This is a genomic window from Fodinicurvata fenggangensis DSM 21160 (genome assembly GCF_000686045.1).
Classification (GTDB): Bacteria; Pseudomonadota; Alphaproteobacteria; order Kiloniellales; family DSM-21159; genus Fodinicurvata; species Fodinicurvata fenggangensis.
In genome coordinates this window covers 175,713-190,653 of sequence record NZ_JMLV01000003.1, presented here as the reverse complement: position 1 = coordinate 190,653, position 14,941 = coordinate 175,713, and the positions used below count along the sequence as shown (strand labels likewise).

The window sequence follows — 14,941 nt, the reverse complement described above, 5'->3', positions numbered from 1 at the left end:
AGTGACATCAGGACAGCAGCGCTCCTCCGTTGCGATAGAGCATATAGCAGGCGACGACAATGATGATCCCGGCGAACAGCCTGTTCAGGACATTCTTGTACCCCGACAGGCGATTGGCCAGCAGGGTCCCCAGCAGCCCGCCAAGAATGCCCCCGGCCAGAAATTCAGCAGCCACACGCCAGTCAATCAGACCCGACAGGGAATAGTTGATCGCGGTTGCCAGACCAAAGGCTCCAACTGCCAACAGAGATGACCCTATCGCTTCTATGATCGGCATGCGTGTTGCCAGGATCAAGGCAGGCACGATCAGGAACCCGCCCCCAATGCCGAAGAAACCGGACGCGAGCCCTGCAAGAAGCGCCAGGAAAGCCGCAAGGACACAGTTCCTCAGCGTAACGACAGGCCCCTTCACGATCGAAGGCTTTCCAGGCTTCAGCATCAGGACGGCAACCAACAGCATCAGTCCCGCAAACAGGGCAATCAGGCTTTCTCCATCCGTTGCCTTGCCCAGGCTGTTGCCTCCAATGGCACCCAGGGTGCCGATCGTCCCAAACACCAGGGCACAGGGCTAACTGACATTCCCGCTGCGCAGGTGAAAACCGAAGTTGATGAAGGCATTGACCGAAACCGCCAGGGCGCTGGTGCCAATCGCCACGTGAGGCGGGCTTACCCCACGAAATAGAGCAGCAGGGGCGTGGCAAGGATGGAACCGCCCCCGCCAATTAATCCAAGCGTCAACCCGACCAGCAGGCCGGAGCCAACGGACGGCAATGCTTCCAGGATCATCGTGCGCCCGCGCGTCCACCAGGCGCCCGCGCTTGCCGAGGCTGGAAGAAACGATCATGGACGAACATGCCGAGCAGCATGGCGACAACGAAGAAAAGTATGTCCGTATAGCCAGCGCCCAGATTGGCTATGGCCGGGCCGGGGCAGAGACCGCCAATTCCCCAACCGATCCCGAAGATGGCGGAGCCAAGGAGCAAGCGCCTGTCGACCCGTCCCCGGCCGGGAAGATGATAACTGTCATCCAGTAAGGGTTCAGGCAACCAGCGCGACAGCAGGACTCCTAAGGCAGACACCGAAACGGCACCCCCCAGTACAAATGCCAGGCTGGGGTCCCAGTCTCCCGAAATATCCAGGAACCCGCGCACTCGCACGGGATCCATCATTCCGGACAGGGCCAGACCGAAACCGAACAGCGTTCCCGCCCCAAGAGCAGCCAGAATGCGATAGATATTCATCATAGCAGGCCTCCAAGGCGCAGGAACAGGACAGTCAGAACGGCTGTCGTCATGAAGGTTGCAACAGCGGCAATGGAACGACGGGACAGACGCGCCAAGCCAACAACACCATGACCGCTGGTACAGCCCGAGCCCATGCGTGTTCCAAAACCAACCAGCAAGCCGGCTACCAGAAGCATCGGTAGAGGGTTTTCAAGACGCACCTCTGGCCAGCCGCCAAAGATGGCCAGATAGCCCAGGGGACCGATGACCAGTCCCGCCACGAAAGCGATGTTCAGGGCCAGACCCGGTTGTGGGGATACCAGGCGCCCCACGATCCCGCTGATGCCGGCAATACGGCCGTTCAGGATCAATAACAATGCAGCCGACAGGCCGATCAGCAGACCGCCAGCCAGGGAAACGAGATAGGGATGCATGCGTTTTCCTTTCCGTTAAGCATCGGTTGTCCTGCTTCAGGAAACCTCTGCTGTCTGATCACTGCAGAAGATCCGGTAGAGCGCTTCGATCACCTGCGCGGTTTTGTCGTCTTTCAGGCGATAATAGATATGCCGGGATTCCCGCCGTGTCTGGACAAGGCCTGCCTCGCGAAGCGCAGTCAATTGCTGGGACAGCGTTGGCTGATGAATACCAAGTTCGTTTTCCAGCTCTGCGACGGAGCGTTCCCCTTCCAGCAGTGTACAGACAATCATCAAGCGGTTCGGATTGGCCAGGCTTTTCAGCAATTGGCTGACCTCCTGAGCACGCGCTTCCAGCTCCTGCCTGTCGAAGGTCTCGCGCATCAGCTTTCCCATGGCATATCCGTGAACTGGTCCAGTGGTACTTTCAGATAACGCACTGCGTTGTCTTCAGGGTCCGGCAGGCGTCCGCCCCTGATGTTCACCTGCAGCGATTGCAGGATCAGCTTGGGCATGGTCAGCGTGCGATCCCGTTCCTCGCGGAGCTGGACGTAATCCTCGGCCGTCTTTCCGGCCACATGCTTGTTCTCGCGCTTCTGCTCCGCGACGGTGCTTTCCCATCGCGGTTCCCGGCCATTCGGCTGATAGTCATGGCCCGTGAACAATCGGGTGTCATCGGGCAGGGCCAGTATCTTCTGGATGGACTCCCATAGCACCCAAGCATCGCCGCCAGGGAAATCGGCGCGTGCGGACCCACCATCGGGCATGAAAAGCGTATCATGCACAAAGGCCGTATCTCCGATCACATAGGTGATGGAGGCCGGCGTATGGCCAGGGCACAACATGACTCGTGCTTCCAGGTTGCCGATGGAAAAACTTTCCCCGTCCGCGAACAGCCTGTCCCATTGAGAGCCATCGGCAGGGACATCCTGAAGATTGTAGATCTTCTTCCAGAGCTTCTGGACTTCGACCACCTTCTCACCGATGGCGATCGGCACACCCGTCTTCTGCTTCAGGTACCCGGCCGCCGAAAAGTGATCGGCATGAGGATGGGTATCCAGGATCCATTCCAGATCCAAGCCATTGTCCTGCACATAGCCGAGGATGGCGTCTGCGTTTTCCGTTGAGGTGCTGCCAGCCTTTTCCTCAAAATCCAGGACAGGATCGATAACCGCAGCCTTCATGGTTTCGGGATCGTGGACGACATACTGGACACTCGATGTCCGCGTGTCGAAGAAGGCCTTGACCACGGGGCGTACATGTCCGGCCGCTATCTGGCTTTCATTCACAGTCATATCTCTCTCCTCATGATAATATATATTTATGTATATTATATATTATCAAATTCAAGAGCGCAAAAGCGCTACTTCATAGGTAAAGGGAGAAAGCCAGACCTGTGCTATCAGTCGTTCTGCGTTTCGAAGCTGAAGCGTTCCTGCACCTGTTCATGTGCCAGGCCACTATGCAGGGTAAGAATAATGATCCGGACCTCCAGGGCCTCGGGATTATCCGGTGCCGCCTGGCAAACCCGGTCCAGTTCGGCCAGGGCCTGAGCGCCATGATACTCGGCATACTCCGAGGACCCCAGCAGACAATAGGCAAGGATGTGGGCTGCGCGGGCACAATTCTCTTCGCCTGTGCCGCCCTCCTCCTTGAGAAGCCTCAGGATCGTCAGCTTGACGGCATCCGGTATAGCCGCGGCCACCAACCCGGCATTGTTCAGGGCATCGTCCAGCCGACGATATTCCCTGGAGCGTCCGAAAAACGTGAAAAGACCGAACATGGGGCGGCAATAAAGCAAAGCTGAGCTCGCAGCAAGGCGGATCACTCGATACGCTGGTATTCCCAAGTGACCGCCGGCGCGCCGGGAAGAATCTCCTCCATGGAGAGACTGTTGCCCTCACAGGTGTAGCGGCGTGTGCGCAGCAGGGCAGCCCCGCCCTTGTCCCGGCTTTCCCGGATGCGCGAGACGTCGCCATCCGGTTCGATGATATCCAGGTTCAGTTCCACCGCGGACTCCGCTTCGCAGAGCCGGAGCTCCTCTCCCTCGACGGACCAGCGGCCCGTCGCCCTCATCGCCAGCGAAGCCAGGCCCTGCCACAGCTCACCCTCCTCGCTAAGAACGGAACTCATGCCTTCGCTGGGCGTAGGGCTCTGCTCGTAACGGCCATCGGCCTGCAGGATCAGGTAGCGTTGAAGATCCGGGTACTGCAGGTCCTCGAAGACACCCGTGTCGCGCAACTTGCGTTCGATCACCTTGCCATAGCCGCCCGAAACCAGCTCCCAGCCGCCGATCAGGCAGCGGTCGGCCGTTTCATCCCGTGCCGCCAGAATGCATCCGCGGCAAGGGTCCTTGCGCCCGTCCAGCACAAGCCGGAATCCCTCCGCCTCCGCGATGCCGTATCCGGCCAGGCGGAACCTTTTCCTGCTGCCCTCCTCCACCGTGATCTCCTCGGGCAGCTCACCCCAGTCTCGCGACGAAGTCTCCCTGACCTTCCAGGTTCCCTTTTCCGTTGCGCGCCGCAGTGTCCAGTGCCCGCAGTCGAACTCCAGCTGCGCGCGCGCCAATACAAGGCGATCGAAGGTGATGCTGTGCTCACGGCTGCGATTCCAGACATGGATATCACCGGGAAAGGGTGTGGAGGCCACACCCCCACCTCCAGGCTGGCGCAAGTCCTGATCCAGATAGGCCTGGGCAAAATGCTGCCAGTCATCCGGCGCCAGGAAATGCGCGAGCGCATCCTGCTGGGCGGACTGCCCCTCCTCGGCGGGCATGGCTGCCATCAGGTCGGCCACGGCCCCCGCACCGAAGGTCTCGGACAGCCAGAAGAAGAAAACCACGCTGTCGGTTCCCAGCGCCGTCAGCGGCACATGATCCGAGAGGGCGTCAAAGCCCGCAATGAACCCTTGGCTATGGGAGGTTCCCGGAACCACAAGATTGGCGAACCATTCGGCTGTGCCCTCGACCCACCAGTCGCTGGCCAAAAGGTTCGCCTTCACCGGCATCTCCGCCTTCTGCACACAATGAAAGAATTCGTGGGCCATCGTGAAGGTCATCCCGCGCGCTCCGGTCACGCCCGGATAGACCGCAACCAGGCAGCCGTCGGAAACCTCGATGGTCACACCATGTGAATCGTGGGCGTAACCCTCTCCATCCTCCGCTTCCATGGGCAGCAGATGGGAAAGCCAGATGGTCAGGTCGTCGGGCGCCAGCCGGCCGAGTTCAAACAAAGCCGCCGCTGAGTGCTCCACACCGCGACGGACATCTCTTCGCATAACCCTCAGGTCAGCTGCCGGATAATCGTAGCCGGAAACCAGGCGCACCGCTCGCGGTCCGCGCGGTGTCTCGATGGTAAAGCGTTCGACCTCGTCACAGGGCTGGCTCGCCCCGGCCACGCGCGGATCGACCTCGGCCAGGTAGTCTCCCGCTGCACAGTCGTCGAAGGCCCCGGCCGCCATCGGCCAGAAAAACACCAGCAGCAGAAAGACCAGCCCTGACCCGGGCTTCGGGTGCCGCATATCCTCTTCACCCTGTCATTGGATGCGCTCTTGGCATCCGGGCTTCCGGACAAACTTCAGGGTATCCTAGCAGGAATCCCCCCGGTCTCTACACTTTCCTTCTCGTGTCCGGAAAAGCCGCGACTCTTCTCACGGGAAATCCTCTTGTCAGGAGCGCTTTCGTATGGATTTCTGAAGCGAACCTATGAGGGAACTGACGCAATGACCCTGGAACACTGGCTGGCGTTCGTGGCCGCCTCGACCATCCTGCTCATGATCCCGGGACCGACGATCCTGCTCGTTATCTCCCATGCCCTCAGCCGGGGGCGCCATGCCGCCGGCGCCAGCGTGGCCGGCGTCGTTTTGGGCGACTTCACGGCCATGACCGCCTCCCTTCTGGGGCTGGGTGCACTCCTGGCCGCGTCGGCCAGCGCCTTCATGGTCCTGAAGTGGATCGGCGCGGCCTATCTCGTCTATCTGGGCATCCGGCTCTGGCGCTCTCCGGTCGCGCAGGAGCAGACTGAGACGCCGGACAATCCTTCCCCCAAGCGCGGCAGTTTCCCCGTGTTCCTCCACACCTATACGGTGACCGCGCTCAATCCCAAGAGCATCGTCTTCTTCATCGCCTTCCTGCCCCAGTTTCTCGTCTCCGGACAGCCGCTGCTGGCGCAGATGGCGATCCTCGAGGCGACCTTCCTCGTCCTGGCGGCCATAAACGCGGCGGCTTTCGCCCTGCTGGCCGCCGCCGCCCGAGAGAAAATCAAGCGCCCACGCACCCAGCGCCTGTTCAATCGCACCGGCGGTTCTCTGCTGATCGGGGCCGGTCTGCTGGCCGCCGGATGGAAGCGGGTGACGGAATAAGGCCTCAAACGAGTGCCTTGAGACTCTCCTTGATGGTCGAGAGGGCCTCGTCCACCTGCCGCGCCTGGATATCGAGATAAAAGACCACGCGCACACCGTCGCGCCCGGACGGCAGCATGTGCACGCCGCGGCGATAGGCCTCCTCGACGAAGTCTCCGGCATCGATGCCGGTCAGCTGGAAGCGGACGATGTTCGTCTCGACCGAGGCCGGATCGATCTCGATCTGCGGCAGCTGGGCCAATCCCTCGGCGAAACGCCTGGCGTTATCGTGGGTTTCCTGCAGGCGCGGACGGTGGTGTTCCAGCGCATGCAGGGCACCGGCCGCAATGATACCGGCCTGGCGGAAGCCGCCGCCGAACTGCTGCTTGAACCGGCGCGCCCGGACCATCAGCTCCTTCGAGCCCACAAGGCAGGACCCGACGGGGGCCCCCAGTCCCTTGGAAAAACAGACACTGATCGTATCAAAAGAGGCCGCATACTCGGCCTCCGTAATGCCTGTCGCCGTTGTCGCATGCCAGAGACGCGCGCCATCTAAGTGCAGCGCCGTTTCATGAAACCTGGTCACTTGCGCCACAGCCTGAATGTCCTCGAGTGGCCAAACGGCCCCACCGCCCACATTGTGCGTGTTTTCCAGACACACCATGCGTACCGGACCGCTCATGGGGGACGGCGCAAAACGATGGCCCGGGGTCAAGCAGGCCTCCACATCTCCGGACGCAAAGATTCCGCGCGAGCCCGGCAGAAACTTCGGCAGGATTCCGGACAGAACGGATGATGCCGCACCCTCAGTTTCGTGAATATGTGCCTGTTCATGCAGCAGGATGACATCTCCGGGCTCCGTCTGGCACCGCAAGGCAACCTGGTTGGTCATGGTGCCGGTGGGCACGTAGACCGCATCCTCCTTGCCCAACAGCTCGGCGGTCCGAACCTCCAGCGCCTTGACCGTCGGATCGTCACCATAGACGTCGTCCCCCACCTCGGCCTCGGCCATGGCCGTTCGCATTTCAGCCGTAGGACGGCTGCAGGTGTCGCTTCTCAGGTCGATCATTCGCTCCATCACTTGTGCTTGCAGTGCTTTCATAGGGCAGTCTTCTGCCGGTCACTCGACTGTCCCCTGAAGTGCTAGCACCAGAATGATCGAATTTCCAAGCTCAGAGAGCATATTCTGATTCTGTCCGAGCAAGCCCCAATGATCTCAAGGCACGGGCTCTTACGAGGCAATATCCACCTCGACGAAGGCACCTTTTCGATCGATCTTCTGGAGGAAGCCTTGGGATATTTCGGCCTCGGACTGAGCCCGGCCTCCAAGATCATACAAAAGCTTGTAACAGTAACGGCAACCTGGCGGGATGTCGCCAAGGAAGTCGGTGCCCGCACCGAAGAAATCACACGAATGGCCGGCGCCTTTGGACATCATGACTTGAAACGGGCGCGGACGCTGTGATCAGGTCTCTCGTCAATGATTTTGGGTCTCCCAGCACCGCACTGGATCGTGGGTTGGGCTAAGCTGATGGCCGCGATTTAGGAAAAGCGTAGCAGATTGCTGTGACAATCATGAGCAGGCCGCATCACGATCATGCGGCTACTTGCTGATTTCAGATGAAAATTTGAGCATTAAGTCTCAGCCCTTCAGTGACCAACGACCAAGTACATTATATCGCCCGAGCCCCAGCTCGCTGTGTATGAGGACGAATTCGTGCACCATGAAGCGGATCGGCTCGATGGATTGCACGGGAATCGCCTTTGGCCCGTAGGACAGGGTCATGTGGGGCGTAAATTGAGTCGCTGCTCTCAGCCCATTCTCCACCATGGCGGCACCGAGGTCGCCGTGGAGATCGAACATCGCATCTCCCTCGCCGAGCAACACCAGTGGCCGTCTGTGCGGCCTGCCACCCTCAAAACTCGTGATGAAACGGAAAGCCACCTCAAAGGGACGCATCGAAACGGCTTCCGCAGCTTTCTTCGCCGCATAGGCAAACTTGGTGCGCAGGCATCTGTCATCTCGAACGTGATGGAGCGAGATGTGCAATCGCTCCGGCCTGATCTGTGTCCCCGTCAGATGATTCTGGCAAGCGAACCACTGGCCGAACCGTTCAATATGGACGGATGTCTCAGCATTCGGGAAAAGCATGAAGACGAGCCGCTCAGGCCGCTTGGGTCTGACAGGCAGCTCCTGAAAAAATTCGAACGTTCCTTGCGTGGGGGTATTTGCATGCTCCATGGCGTCTCTCGTTCTGAGCGAGAGAGAATAGAACAAAAAGAGAACATTCTGCAAGACTGCTGAACACGCGATCGGCAATACCCGGAAACACGACAGCTGATCAGACTTCCACCCTCCTGAGCCACTTACTCCCTGCGGGACCTCGTACGTAGAGCTGGCTCTTACGGCGCTTCAATCAAGAAGGACCTCAGCAATTGCCAAGCTGGCAAGGCCAGCGGTGGCCAAGAGACGATCCAGGCCGTGGCCGTTGCGCGCCTTGGACGACAGGCCAATCATGGTGGTGCTGACGAAGTCTGTTAGACGGTCCGCCTCCGCCGGATAGCGTGCCGCAATATAGCGGTGGATCGTGTCTTCGGCAGCAGCGTGGAAGGCACAGGCAGCCTCGCGCGCCTCCCCGTCGTTGCAGCGGGTGCTCTCCAGCACGAGACAGCCGGAAGCCACGGGATCGGCCGCGTAGCGGCGCGCCGCGTCCTCCAGCACGGCCGCAAGCGATTCGGCCACGGGACGGTCAGTGTGCAAGAGCTGGGAAAGCGGGATGGCGCTGGTCTCGGCGTAGCGGTCGAGAACACGCCTGTAGAGGCCGCCCTTGTTCCCGAAGGCAGCGTAGAAGCTCGGTGGGTTGATGCCCAGAGCATCGGTGACGTCGGCAACGCTGACCGCATCATAACCCCGCGCGTGGAAAAGGCGCTGTGCCGCGGCGACTGCCTGCTCGGGATCGAACCGGCGCGGGCGACCACGGGGGCGGAGATTATTTGTATCGGACATTACAAAATACCTTGACGGAAGCTTCTGGGTATTTATGTAATGCCTCCTACATTAATTCACAAGGAGGGCCCGATGGCCACGTTTGAAGGAAAGTCCGTTCTCGTTCTCGGTGGAAGCCGGGGGATTGGTGCAGCGATCGTGCGGCGTGTGGCGGCCGAGGGTGCAAAGGTAACCTTTACCTATGCCGGGTCCCATGAGGCGGCGGAGCAGTTGGCGGCCGAGACGGACAGCACCGCAGTTCTGACAGACAGTGCGGACCGCGATGCGGTGATCGCGCGGGTGCGCGAGAGCGGGCCGCTCGACCTCCTCGTGGTGAATGCCGGAATCGGCTTGTTCGGTGATGCGCTGGAGTTGGACCCTGACGAAGTGGACCGGCTCGTCCGGATCAACGTCCACGCCCCCTATCATGCAGCGGTGGAAGCCGCTCGGCGGATGCCGGAGGGCGGGCGGATCATCGTAATCGGCTCGGTGAACGCAGACCGCATGCCTTTCGCGGGCGGCGCCGCCTACGCACTGAGCAAGTCTGCCCTCCAGGGAATGGCGCGCGGGTTGGCACGCGATTTCGGGCCGCGCAGGATCACCATCAACGTGGTCCAGCCCGGGTCGATCGACACCGACGCGAACCCGGCCGATGGCCCGAACAAGGATCTGATGCACAGTTTCATGGGCATCAAGCGCCACGGGCGGCCGGAAGAGGTCGCCGGCATGGTGGCCTGGCTGGCGGGTCCCGAAGCGAGCTTCGTGACCGGGGCGATGCACACGATCGACGGCGCGTTTGGCGCCTGATCAGGCAGGAAGCGGGGCTGACCGGAGCGTCGGCGGCCCCGCGCCAGTTCGTTATCCATAGCCCAGTCCCCAATCCATGTATCGCATCTGGCATCGAAGAGGTTCTCGAACATGCTGATCAACAAAGTGCCCGGGCCCTGGCACATGGCCGCTCGATCATGCCGATGAGCACCATCGGTATCATTGGTGCCGGAGAGGTCGGGAGCCAGATCGGGCGTGCGGCCGTTGCTTCCGGCTACGAAGTCGTCATCGCCAATTCACGTGGGCCGGAGACCTTAAAAGGTTTGATCGTCGAGCTGGGTCCGTCCGCCCGCGCCGCCACCGCAGCCGAGACTGCCGAGGCTGGGGACTTCGTCGTCGTGGCCGTCCCCCTCAAGCTGGGCAACGACATGCCTGTGAAGCAACTCGCAGGCAAGATCGTGCTCGACACGAACAATTACATGCCCTGGCGTGACGGCCACTTCCCCGTCATCGACACCGGTGAGAAGACGGTTCACGAACTGCGCCAGGAACAGCTTCCCACTTCCAAGGTGGCGAAAGCCTTCACGCACATCCAAGCGCCGCGCCTGTTCATCTCGGCCAGACCGGCCGGCACTGCCGACCGTCATGCGCTATCAGTCTCGAGCAACTATCCCAAAGCTGTGGAACGCGTGACACAGCTGTACGACCAATTCGGCTTCGACACTGTCGACAATAGCCCGCTTAGCGAGTCCTGGCGCAGCGGTCCCGGCCAACCGGCATGGATGGCGCACGCGCACCAGACCAAAACAGAGCTCATTGCCAACCTCGCTAAGGCGGAACTTCCCAACCCTGTGTAAGTCTGCTTCAAGTGGGATATCTTTTGGGAAAGGAACCACAACATGACTCAGCGCGATGCCATCTTCCCCGCAAACCGCCACGCTCTCTATGAGGAGCATGGCTATTCCGCCGCGATCCGCTCCGGGAATCTGTTGTTCGTTTCCGGACAGGTCGGCAGCCGTCCCGACGGCACCCCCGAGCCCGACTTTGCCGCCTAGGTCCGGCTTGCCTTCGCCAATCTGAAGGCAGTCCTGGAAGCAGGAGGCTGCACTTTTGACGATATTGCTGATTTAACAAGCTTCCATACCGACCCCGAGAACCAGTTCCCCGCGATCATGGAGATAAAGAGCGAAGTGTTCTCTGAGCCGCCTTATCCGAATTGGACAGCTGTCGGCGTCAACTGGCTTGCCGGCTTCGACTTCGAGATCAAGGTGATTGCCCGTATCCCCGGCGACAGCTGATCATCCTCGACCTCGGCGTCTGTCCAGGCGCCTTCGCGATATCACCCACACAAGGACCTATCGGATGCGCGCAGCGCCGTTAGAGAGCGTTATCTGTCGTGATCTGGAAGGAAGCCGCCTGTCCGCTTCGCGAACCGCTTAAGGGTTCGGGACCTTGGCCGCCGCCATGTAGGAAACGCACATCTTCACCAGTTGCCTGCGAATGTCGGACTCCACCGCGGGCGGCAGATTTCGCTCGAACACGTTGCGCACAGTTCCGAAAATCACGGCGAGCAAGGTTGTGTTGAGAAGGACTTGGTCGCCGTCGATAGCGTCTGTCGCGCTTGTGAACATCGCACTCGTCGCAGCGTCCACTCGCTGGCTGAAGGCTTCGATCAGCGCCTCGTTGTCCAGCTCGACCGCAGACTGATAAAGGGCGCGAGTGACATCTCTCCGCTCGGTTTTCGCTTCCCAATACGCGTTTACGAGTGCTTCAACCATCTCCGAGATGGGGGCACCATGATGTTCGGCGCAAGCTTTCTCCACCCTCTCGGCCACGATATCGAGGTAACGCTCGTTCAGAGCATAAAGCAGCGCCTGCTTGTGAGGGAAGTATTGGTACATCGTACCAACAGAAACCCCGGCCCGCTCCGAAACGCGTGTAGTGGTCAGCCGATGCAGTCCTTCGGCAAGCAAAACCTGAATAGTCGCTTCGAATATGGCCTCCAGAGTCACGGTGGCGCGCGCCTGACGCGGCGTTTTTCGGGGGCTTAAGTGGCGGGGCGGTGTTGCAGCCATAAGCGAATCCTCAAAGCGAAGAATTCTTCATATATTACCAGCAGCCTCATAGCAAACTTTGAAAGGATGTGTCATGGCAGATACCCGCATCGCCCTCGTTACCGGAGCCAACAAGGGTATTGGACGCGAAATTGCCCGGCAACTCGCAGAATCCGGGGTCACCGTCATTGTCAGTGCGCGCGACCCGGAACGCGGCAAGGAAGCTGCAGGCGAGCTAACATTGCGCGGACTGTCCAGCGAAAGCATCGAGATCGATCTGAACGATGAAGCGACCATTGCCGCTGCCGCAGAACAGATCGCCGCCAAGCATGGGCGGTTGGACATTCTGGTCAATAATGCTGGCATCGTCGATGCTGCCGACGGTCCCCCAACCGCGGCTTCAACTGCCGCTGTGCGCCGGATCATGGAAACGAACTTCATTGGTACGTTGGCGGTGACGCAGGCCATGCTGCCCCTGCTGCGCAAGTCACAGGCTGGCCGCATCGTCAATCTTGCCACCACGCTCGGGTCGCTCGCGATTAATGGTGACCCATCCTCGCCTTACTATTCAGCACGCTTGATCGGCTACAATGCCTCCAAGACGGCGCTCAACATGTTGACTGTGCAACTGGCCGCTGAGTTGCATGGCACACCCATTGTGGTGAACTCGGTGTGCCCGGGATACGTCAAAACCGATCTGACCGGACATGCAGGCTTCATGACGCCCGAGGAAGGTGCGCGATTGCCAGCCAAGTATGCGTTGCTGGGCGAAGACGCGGTTTCTGGGCGCTTTGTGGAGCCAGATGGTGACACGCCCTGGTGAGGCTGAGAAACGAGCGCTCCCGCCTTTCGGGCCTTTTAGAAGCTTGCAAAAGCACAGTAATACACACGTAAATCTAGAGCTTTACCTCGAAAACGAGATTGAAAGGATTCTCGGCCACGCGGCGGAACGAATTGAATCCGGCTTCCTCGAATATCCGTGCCAGGCGAGTCTCGCCGGCCTGGTTGCCAAGCGCCATACCGACTTCCTCGGACAGTGAATGCGGGCAGCAGATCGTTGTCGAACCGCTATAGAAGAGCCGGCCGATGGTATTGAGATTGTCCTCCAGGCGATCATTGGCGAAGGGCTCCACGAGCATGACCGTTCCATCCTCTGCCAGCGTCTCTGCGGCATGGCGAGCCCCACCAACCGGATCACCCATGTCGTGCAGGCAGTCGAAAAAGCACACAAGGTCATAGTCTTTTCCAGGGAAGGTCTTCGCACTGGAAATTTCGTAGTGGACCCGGTCTTCCACTCCTGCCTTACCGGCGTTGTCCCGGGCGGCTGTAACCGAGTCGGCATGGGCGTCGAAACCGACAAAACGGGAGTTGGGAAAGGCCTCGGCCATGATGATGGTGGAATGACCATGGCCACACCCGACATCGGCCACGCGCGCACCTGCAGACAGCTTTTCGACGACGCCACCAAGGGCCGGCAGCCAGTTCGAGACGAGATTGGCCTGATAGGGCGCCTTGAAGAAGGCGGCGTTGCCGCAGAACAGCCGATGGTGATGCTCACCCCAGGCCACCCCCTCGCCTGTTCGAAAGGCTCGCAGCAACTTGTCCTCGTCGAACCAGATCGAGGCAGGAACCTCCCAGGCATGCGGGATGAAGACCGGGCTATCCTCATCGGCCAGCACCATCGCCTGTTCCGGTGTCAGTTCATAGGTATCCTTTGCTGCATCATACTCCACATAGCCCCCGGCCGCCTGACTATTGAGCCATTCGCGCACATAGCGCTCGGCACAACCGGCGCGTTCTGCCAACTGGCCGGCAGTTATCGGACCGGCATCATGCATCCCCTTATAGAGACCGCACTTGTGGCCGAGACTGACCATCACGCCGCCAAAGCCTGCTGCGAGATCACCGATAGCCTGCTGGATAAAGACATTGAGTTTATTCTCGTCGATCGCTCCCATCGTTCTCTCCCTCTTCTTTCGCGTGGTATTCGCTTCTCGATGGTCGTAACCAAACGCCGAGATGCCTGGAGGCCCGCAAGCCCAGGCTGACTGAATCCTCTTTGTTGAGGCATTGCATCGGAAGTGCGAAACTCGCCGCTATCGGTCCATTTCCGTCGCGAGAGTCAATAAAATGGCCGAGTATCCGACGTTTCACGTTTGCCTGGTCGCGGTCCCTGGCACGCTCTGCATGCCGATTGCCGGACTTTACGAGGTGCTGACGGCGTTTCCAGTGGTGGCGGAGTTTTATGACGGCGTCCCGGCAACGCCGCCCTTCCAGGTCGAGATTGTCGGCGCCGAACGGGCAAACATGGCGGCCGCCAGCGGCCTGCCCATTGCCATCCAGCGCCCCTTCCGCGAGGTCGCGCAAACCGACATCGTCATCGTCCCCACCATGGCAGTCCAGGAGGGATGGCAAACAGGCCAGCATCCCGAACTCGTGGCCTGGCTGGAAGCAATGCATGAGCGCGGTGCACTTCTCTGCTCGGCTTGCACCGGGCTTCTGCTACTTGCGGAGACGGGGCTGCTCGAAGGGCGTCATGCAACGACGCACTGGGCCCTCGCACCATCCTTCCAGCAACGCTTCCCAAGGATCGAACTGTGCCTGAACGAAGTGCTTATCACGGCGGGTGATCGGGAAGAGTTCGTCATGTCGGGCGGCGCTGCGTCCTGGCAGGATCTCGTTCTCTACCTGATCGGACGCTTTGTCAGTCCGGCCGCTTCGCAAGCGATCGCCAAGTTCGAGTTGCTGGAACGTCATGCGGAAGGCCAGGCCCCCTACCTGCCGTTCCTCCCACGCACACAACACAGCGACTCACTGGTGCTCGGCCTGCAGCAATGGCTCGAGCAAAACTTCGCAGTTGGCAGTCCGGTTGCCGAAATGACAGGCAGGTCAGGTCTTTCAGCCCGTGCTTTCGAACGCCGCTTCAAGCGGGCAACCGGTTTCTCGCCGATCAGTTATGTACAGCACGTCCGTATCGAGGAAGCGAAACGACGGCTCGAAAACAGTGAGGTCCCCATCGACCAGATTAGCTGGGAAGTTGGCTATGAGGATGCGGCTGCGTTTCGGCGTCTCTTCAAGCGCATTGCCCGCGTCACGCCGGGTGTCTATCGCCGCAAGTTCATGATCACGGATTATGCATGAGCCCAAACGACATGAAGT

At 60.2% G+C, this 14,941-nt stretch carries 18 protein-coding genes and 1 pseudogene; 7 read left to right on the top strand and 12 right to left on the bottom strand.

The annotated features are described in order from the left end of the window. Positions 1 to 7: 7 nt before the first annotated feature. From BP38_RS19435 to BP38_RS0106615, 7 genes are all read right to left on the bottom strand, one after another. Positions 8 to 556, bottom strand: coding sequence for a TSUP family transporter (locus BP38_RS19435; protein WP_437123991.1), 549 nt, complete (start codon positions 554 to 556; stop codon positions 8 to 10). Between the two features lie 226 nt (positions 557 to 782). After that, on the bottom strand, positions 783 to 1,244 hold the full coding sequence (locus BP38_RS0106640) for a DUF6691 family protein (protein ID WP_026987087.1): 462 nt from the start codon (positions 1,242 to 1,244) through the stop codon (positions 783 to 785). Then, complete coding sequence (locus BP38_RS0106635) at positions 1,241 to 1,657, bottom strand: YeeE/YedE family protein (protein ID WP_026987086.1); 417 nt, start codon at positions 1,655 to 1,657, stop codon at positions 1,241 to 1,243. The genes BP38_RS0106640 and BP38_RS0106635 overlap by 4 nt, the downstream gene beginning before the upstream one ends. Before the next feature lie 36 nt (positions 1,658 to 1,693). After that, positions 1,694 to 2,032, bottom strand: a complete 339-nt coding sequence (locus tag BP38_RS0106630; protein WP_035724022.1) for an ArsR/SmtB family transcription factor — start codon at positions 2,030 to 2,032, stop codon at positions 1,694 to 1,696. Next, positions 2,020 to 2,931, bottom strand: a complete 912-nt coding sequence (locus BP38_RS19430; RefSeq protein ID WP_051609069.1) for an MBL fold metallo-hydrolase — start codon at positions 2,929 to 2,931, stop codon at positions 2,020 to 2,022. The genes BP38_RS0106630 and BP38_RS19430 overlap by 13 nt, the downstream gene beginning before the upstream one ends. Positions 2,932 to 3,038: 107 nt before the next feature. Then, positions 3,039 to 3,419 carry a hypothetical protein gene (locus BP38_RS0106620; protein WP_026987084.1) on the bottom strand — a complete coding sequence of 127 codons (381 nt, stop codon included), beginning with the start codon at positions 3,417 to 3,419 and terminating at the stop codon, positions 3,039 to 3,041. Positions 3,420 to 3,460: 41 nt separating this feature from the next. After that, entirely contained in the window at positions 3,461 to 5,155 is a 1,695-nt protein-coding gene (locus tag BP38_RS0106615; protein ID WP_026987083.1) for a hypothetical protein, read from the bottom strand. 201 nt (positions 5,156 to 5,356) lie between these two features. On the opposite strand from BP38_RS0106615, the gene BP38_RS0106610 reads away from it, so the two are divergent. Further along, positions 5,357 to 5,995, top strand: coding sequence for a LysE family translocator (locus BP38_RS0106610; protein ID WP_026987082.1), 639 nt, complete (start codon positions 5,357 to 5,359; stop codon positions 5,993 to 5,995). A gap of 4 nt (positions 5,996 to 5,999) precedes the next feature. On the opposite strand, the gene BP38_RS0106605 is transcribed toward BP38_RS0106610, so the two are convergent. Further along, positions 6,000 to 7,076, bottom strand: coding sequence for a threonine aldolase family protein (locus tag BP38_RS0106605; protein ID WP_211250248.1), 1,077 nt, complete (start codon positions 7,074 to 7,076; stop codon positions 6,000 to 6,002). Between the two features lie 108 nt (positions 7,077 to 7,184). Here BP38_RS0106605 and BP38_RS0106600 point away from each other — a divergent pair, with 108 nt between their 5' ends. Next, entirely contained in the window at positions 7,185 to 7,439 is a 255-nt protein-coding gene (locus BP38_RS0106600) for a hypothetical protein (RefSeq protein ID WP_155992253.1), read from the top strand. A 177-nt stretch (positions 7,440 to 7,616) separates the two neighbouring features. Here the strand turns inward: BP38_RS0106600 and BP38_RS0106595 are convergent, their stop codons facing one another. Beyond that, a complete protein-coding gene (locus BP38_RS0106595) occupies positions 7,617 to 8,216 on the bottom strand; it encodes a 2'-5' RNA ligase family protein (protein WP_026987079.1) in 600 nt (199 codons plus the stop codon). Between the two features lie 171 nt (positions 8,217 to 8,387). After that, a complete protein-coding gene (locus tag BP38_RS0106590) occupies positions 8,388 to 8,981 on the bottom strand; it encodes a TetR/AcrR family transcriptional regulator (RefSeq protein WP_026987078.1) in 594 nt (197 codons plus the stop codon). Positions 8,982 to 9,053: 72 nt separating this feature from the next. Here BP38_RS0106590 and bdcA point away from each other — a divergent pair, with 72 nt between their 5' ends. The 3 genes and pseudogenes from bdcA (at position 9,054) to BP38_RS19425 (ending at position 11,026) form a co-directional block, all read left to right on the top strand. Next, on the top strand, positions 9,054 to 9,767 hold the full coding sequence (bdcA, locus tag BP38_RS0106585; protein WP_026987077.1) for an SDR family oxidoreductase: 714 nt from the start codon (positions 9,054 to 9,056) through the stop codon (positions 9,765 to 9,767). A 158-nt stretch (positions 9,768 to 9,925) separates the two neighbouring features. Further along, positions 9,926 to 10,585, top strand: coding sequence for an NADPH-dependent F420 reductase (locus BP38_RS0106580; protein WP_211250247.1), 660 nt, complete (start codon positions 9,926 to 9,928; stop codon positions 10,583 to 10,585). A gap of 42 nt (positions 10,586 to 10,627) precedes the next feature. After that, positions 10,628 to 11,026 (top strand): annotated as a pseudogene (locus BP38_RS19425) (RidA family protein). A 138-nt stretch (positions 11,027 to 11,164) separates the two neighbouring features. Here BP38_RS19425 and BP38_RS0106570 read toward each other — a convergent pair. Further along, the gene (locus BP38_RS0106570) at positions 11,165 to 11,803 is read right to left on the bottom strand and encodes a TetR/AcrR family transcriptional regulator (RefSeq protein WP_026987075.1); all 639 of its coding nucleotides are present in this window, start codon (positions 11,801 to 11,803) and stop codon (positions 11,165 to 11,167) included. Between the two features lie 73 nt (positions 11,804 to 11,876). Here BP38_RS0106570 and BP38_RS0106565 point away from each other — a divergent pair, with 73 nt between their 5' ends. Further along, positions 11,877 to 12,605 carry an SDR family oxidoreductase gene (locus BP38_RS0106565; RefSeq protein WP_026987074.1) on the top strand — a complete coding sequence of 243 codons (729 nt, stop codon included), beginning with the start codon at positions 11,877 to 11,879 and terminating at the stop codon, positions 12,603 to 12,605. A 73-nt stretch (positions 12,606 to 12,678) separates the two neighbouring features. Here BP38_RS0106565 and BP38_RS0106560 read toward each other — a convergent pair whose 3' ends face one another. Continuing rightward, positions 12,679 to 13,740: a class I SAM-dependent methyltransferase gene (locus BP38_RS0106560; RefSeq protein ID WP_026987073.1), complete on the bottom strand. Its 1,062-nt coding sequence runs from the start codon at positions 13,738 to 13,740 to the stop codon at positions 12,679 to 12,681. Positions 13,741 to 13,912: 172 nt separating this feature from the next. On the opposite strand from BP38_RS0106560, the gene BP38_RS0106555 reads away from it, so the two are divergent. Continuing rightward, the gene (locus BP38_RS0106555; RefSeq protein ID WP_026987072.1) at positions 13,913 to 14,923 is read left to right on the top strand and encodes a GlxA family transcriptional regulator; all 1,011 of its coding nucleotides are present in this window, start codon (positions 13,913 to 13,915) and stop codon (positions 14,921 to 14,923) included. Positions 14,924 to 14,941: the final 18 nt, after the last annotated feature.

Coding starts and splice junctions, on each gene's coding strand:
- BP38_RS0106620 (WP_026987084.1), bottom strand. CDS start 3,419: ATGTTCGGTCTTTTCACGTTTTTCGGACGCTCCAGGGAATATCGTCGG.
- BP38_RS0106570 (WP_026987075.1), bottom strand. CDS start 11,803: ATGGCTGCAACACCGCCCCGCCACTTAAGCCCCCGAAAAACGCCGCGT.
- BP38_RS0106600 (WP_155992253.1), top strand. CDS start 7,185: ATGATCTCAAGGCACGGGCTCTTACGAGGCAATATCCACCTCGACGAA.
- BP38_RS0106580 (WP_211250247.1), top strand. CDS start 9,926: ATGCCGATGAGCACCATCGGTATCATTGGTGCCGGAGAGGTCGGGAGC.
- bdcA (WP_026987077.1), top strand. CDS start 9,054: ATGGCCACGTTTGAAGGAAAGTCCGTTCTCGTTCTCGGTGGAAGCCGG.
- BP38_RS0106560 (WP_026987073.1), bottom strand. CDS start 13,740: ATGGGAGCGATCGACGAGAATAAACTCAATGTCTTTATCCAGCAGGCT.
- BP38_RS0106640 (WP_026987087.1), bottom strand. CDS start 1,244: ATGATGAATATCTATCGCATTCTGGCTGCTCTTGGGGCGGGAACGCTG.
- BP38_RS0106610 (WP_026987082.1), top strand. CDS start 5,357: ATGACCCTGGAACACTGGCTGGCGTTCGTGGCCGCCTCGACCATCCTG.
- BP38_RS0106595 (WP_026987079.1), bottom strand. CDS start 8,216: ATGGAGCATGCAAATACCCCCACGCAAGGAACGTTCGAATTTTTTCAG.
- BP38_RS0106590 (WP_026987078.1), bottom strand. CDS start 8,981: ATGTCCGATACAAATAATCTCCGCCCCCGTGGTCGCCCGCGCCGGTTC.
- BP38_RS0106630 (WP_035724022.1), bottom strand. CDS start 2,032: ATGGGAAAGCTGATGCGCGAGACCTTCGACAGGCAGGAGCTGGAAGCG.
- BP38_RS0106555 (WP_026987072.1), top strand. CDS start 13,913: ATGGCCGAGTATCCGACGTTTCACGTTTGCCTGGTCGCGGTCCCTGGC.
- BP38_RS0106605 (WP_211250248.1), bottom strand. CDS start 7,076: ATGAAAGCACTGCAAGCACAAGTGATGGAGCGAATGATCGACCTGAGA.
- BP38_RS19430 (WP_051609069.1), bottom strand. CDS start 2,931: ATGACTGTGAATGAAAGCCAGATAGCGGCCGGACATGTACGCCCCGTG.
- BP38_RS0106565 (WP_026987074.1), top strand. CDS start 11,877: ATGGCAGATACCCGCATCGCCCTCGTTACCGGAGCCAACAAGGGTATT.
- BP38_RS0106615 (WP_026987083.1), bottom strand. CDS start 5,155: ATGCGGCACCCGAAGCCCGGGTCAGGGCTGGTCTTTCTGCTGCTGGTG.
- BP38_RS0106635 (WP_026987086.1), bottom strand. CDS start 1,657: ATGCATCCCTATCTCGTTTCCCTGGCTGGCGGTCTGCTGATCGGCCTG.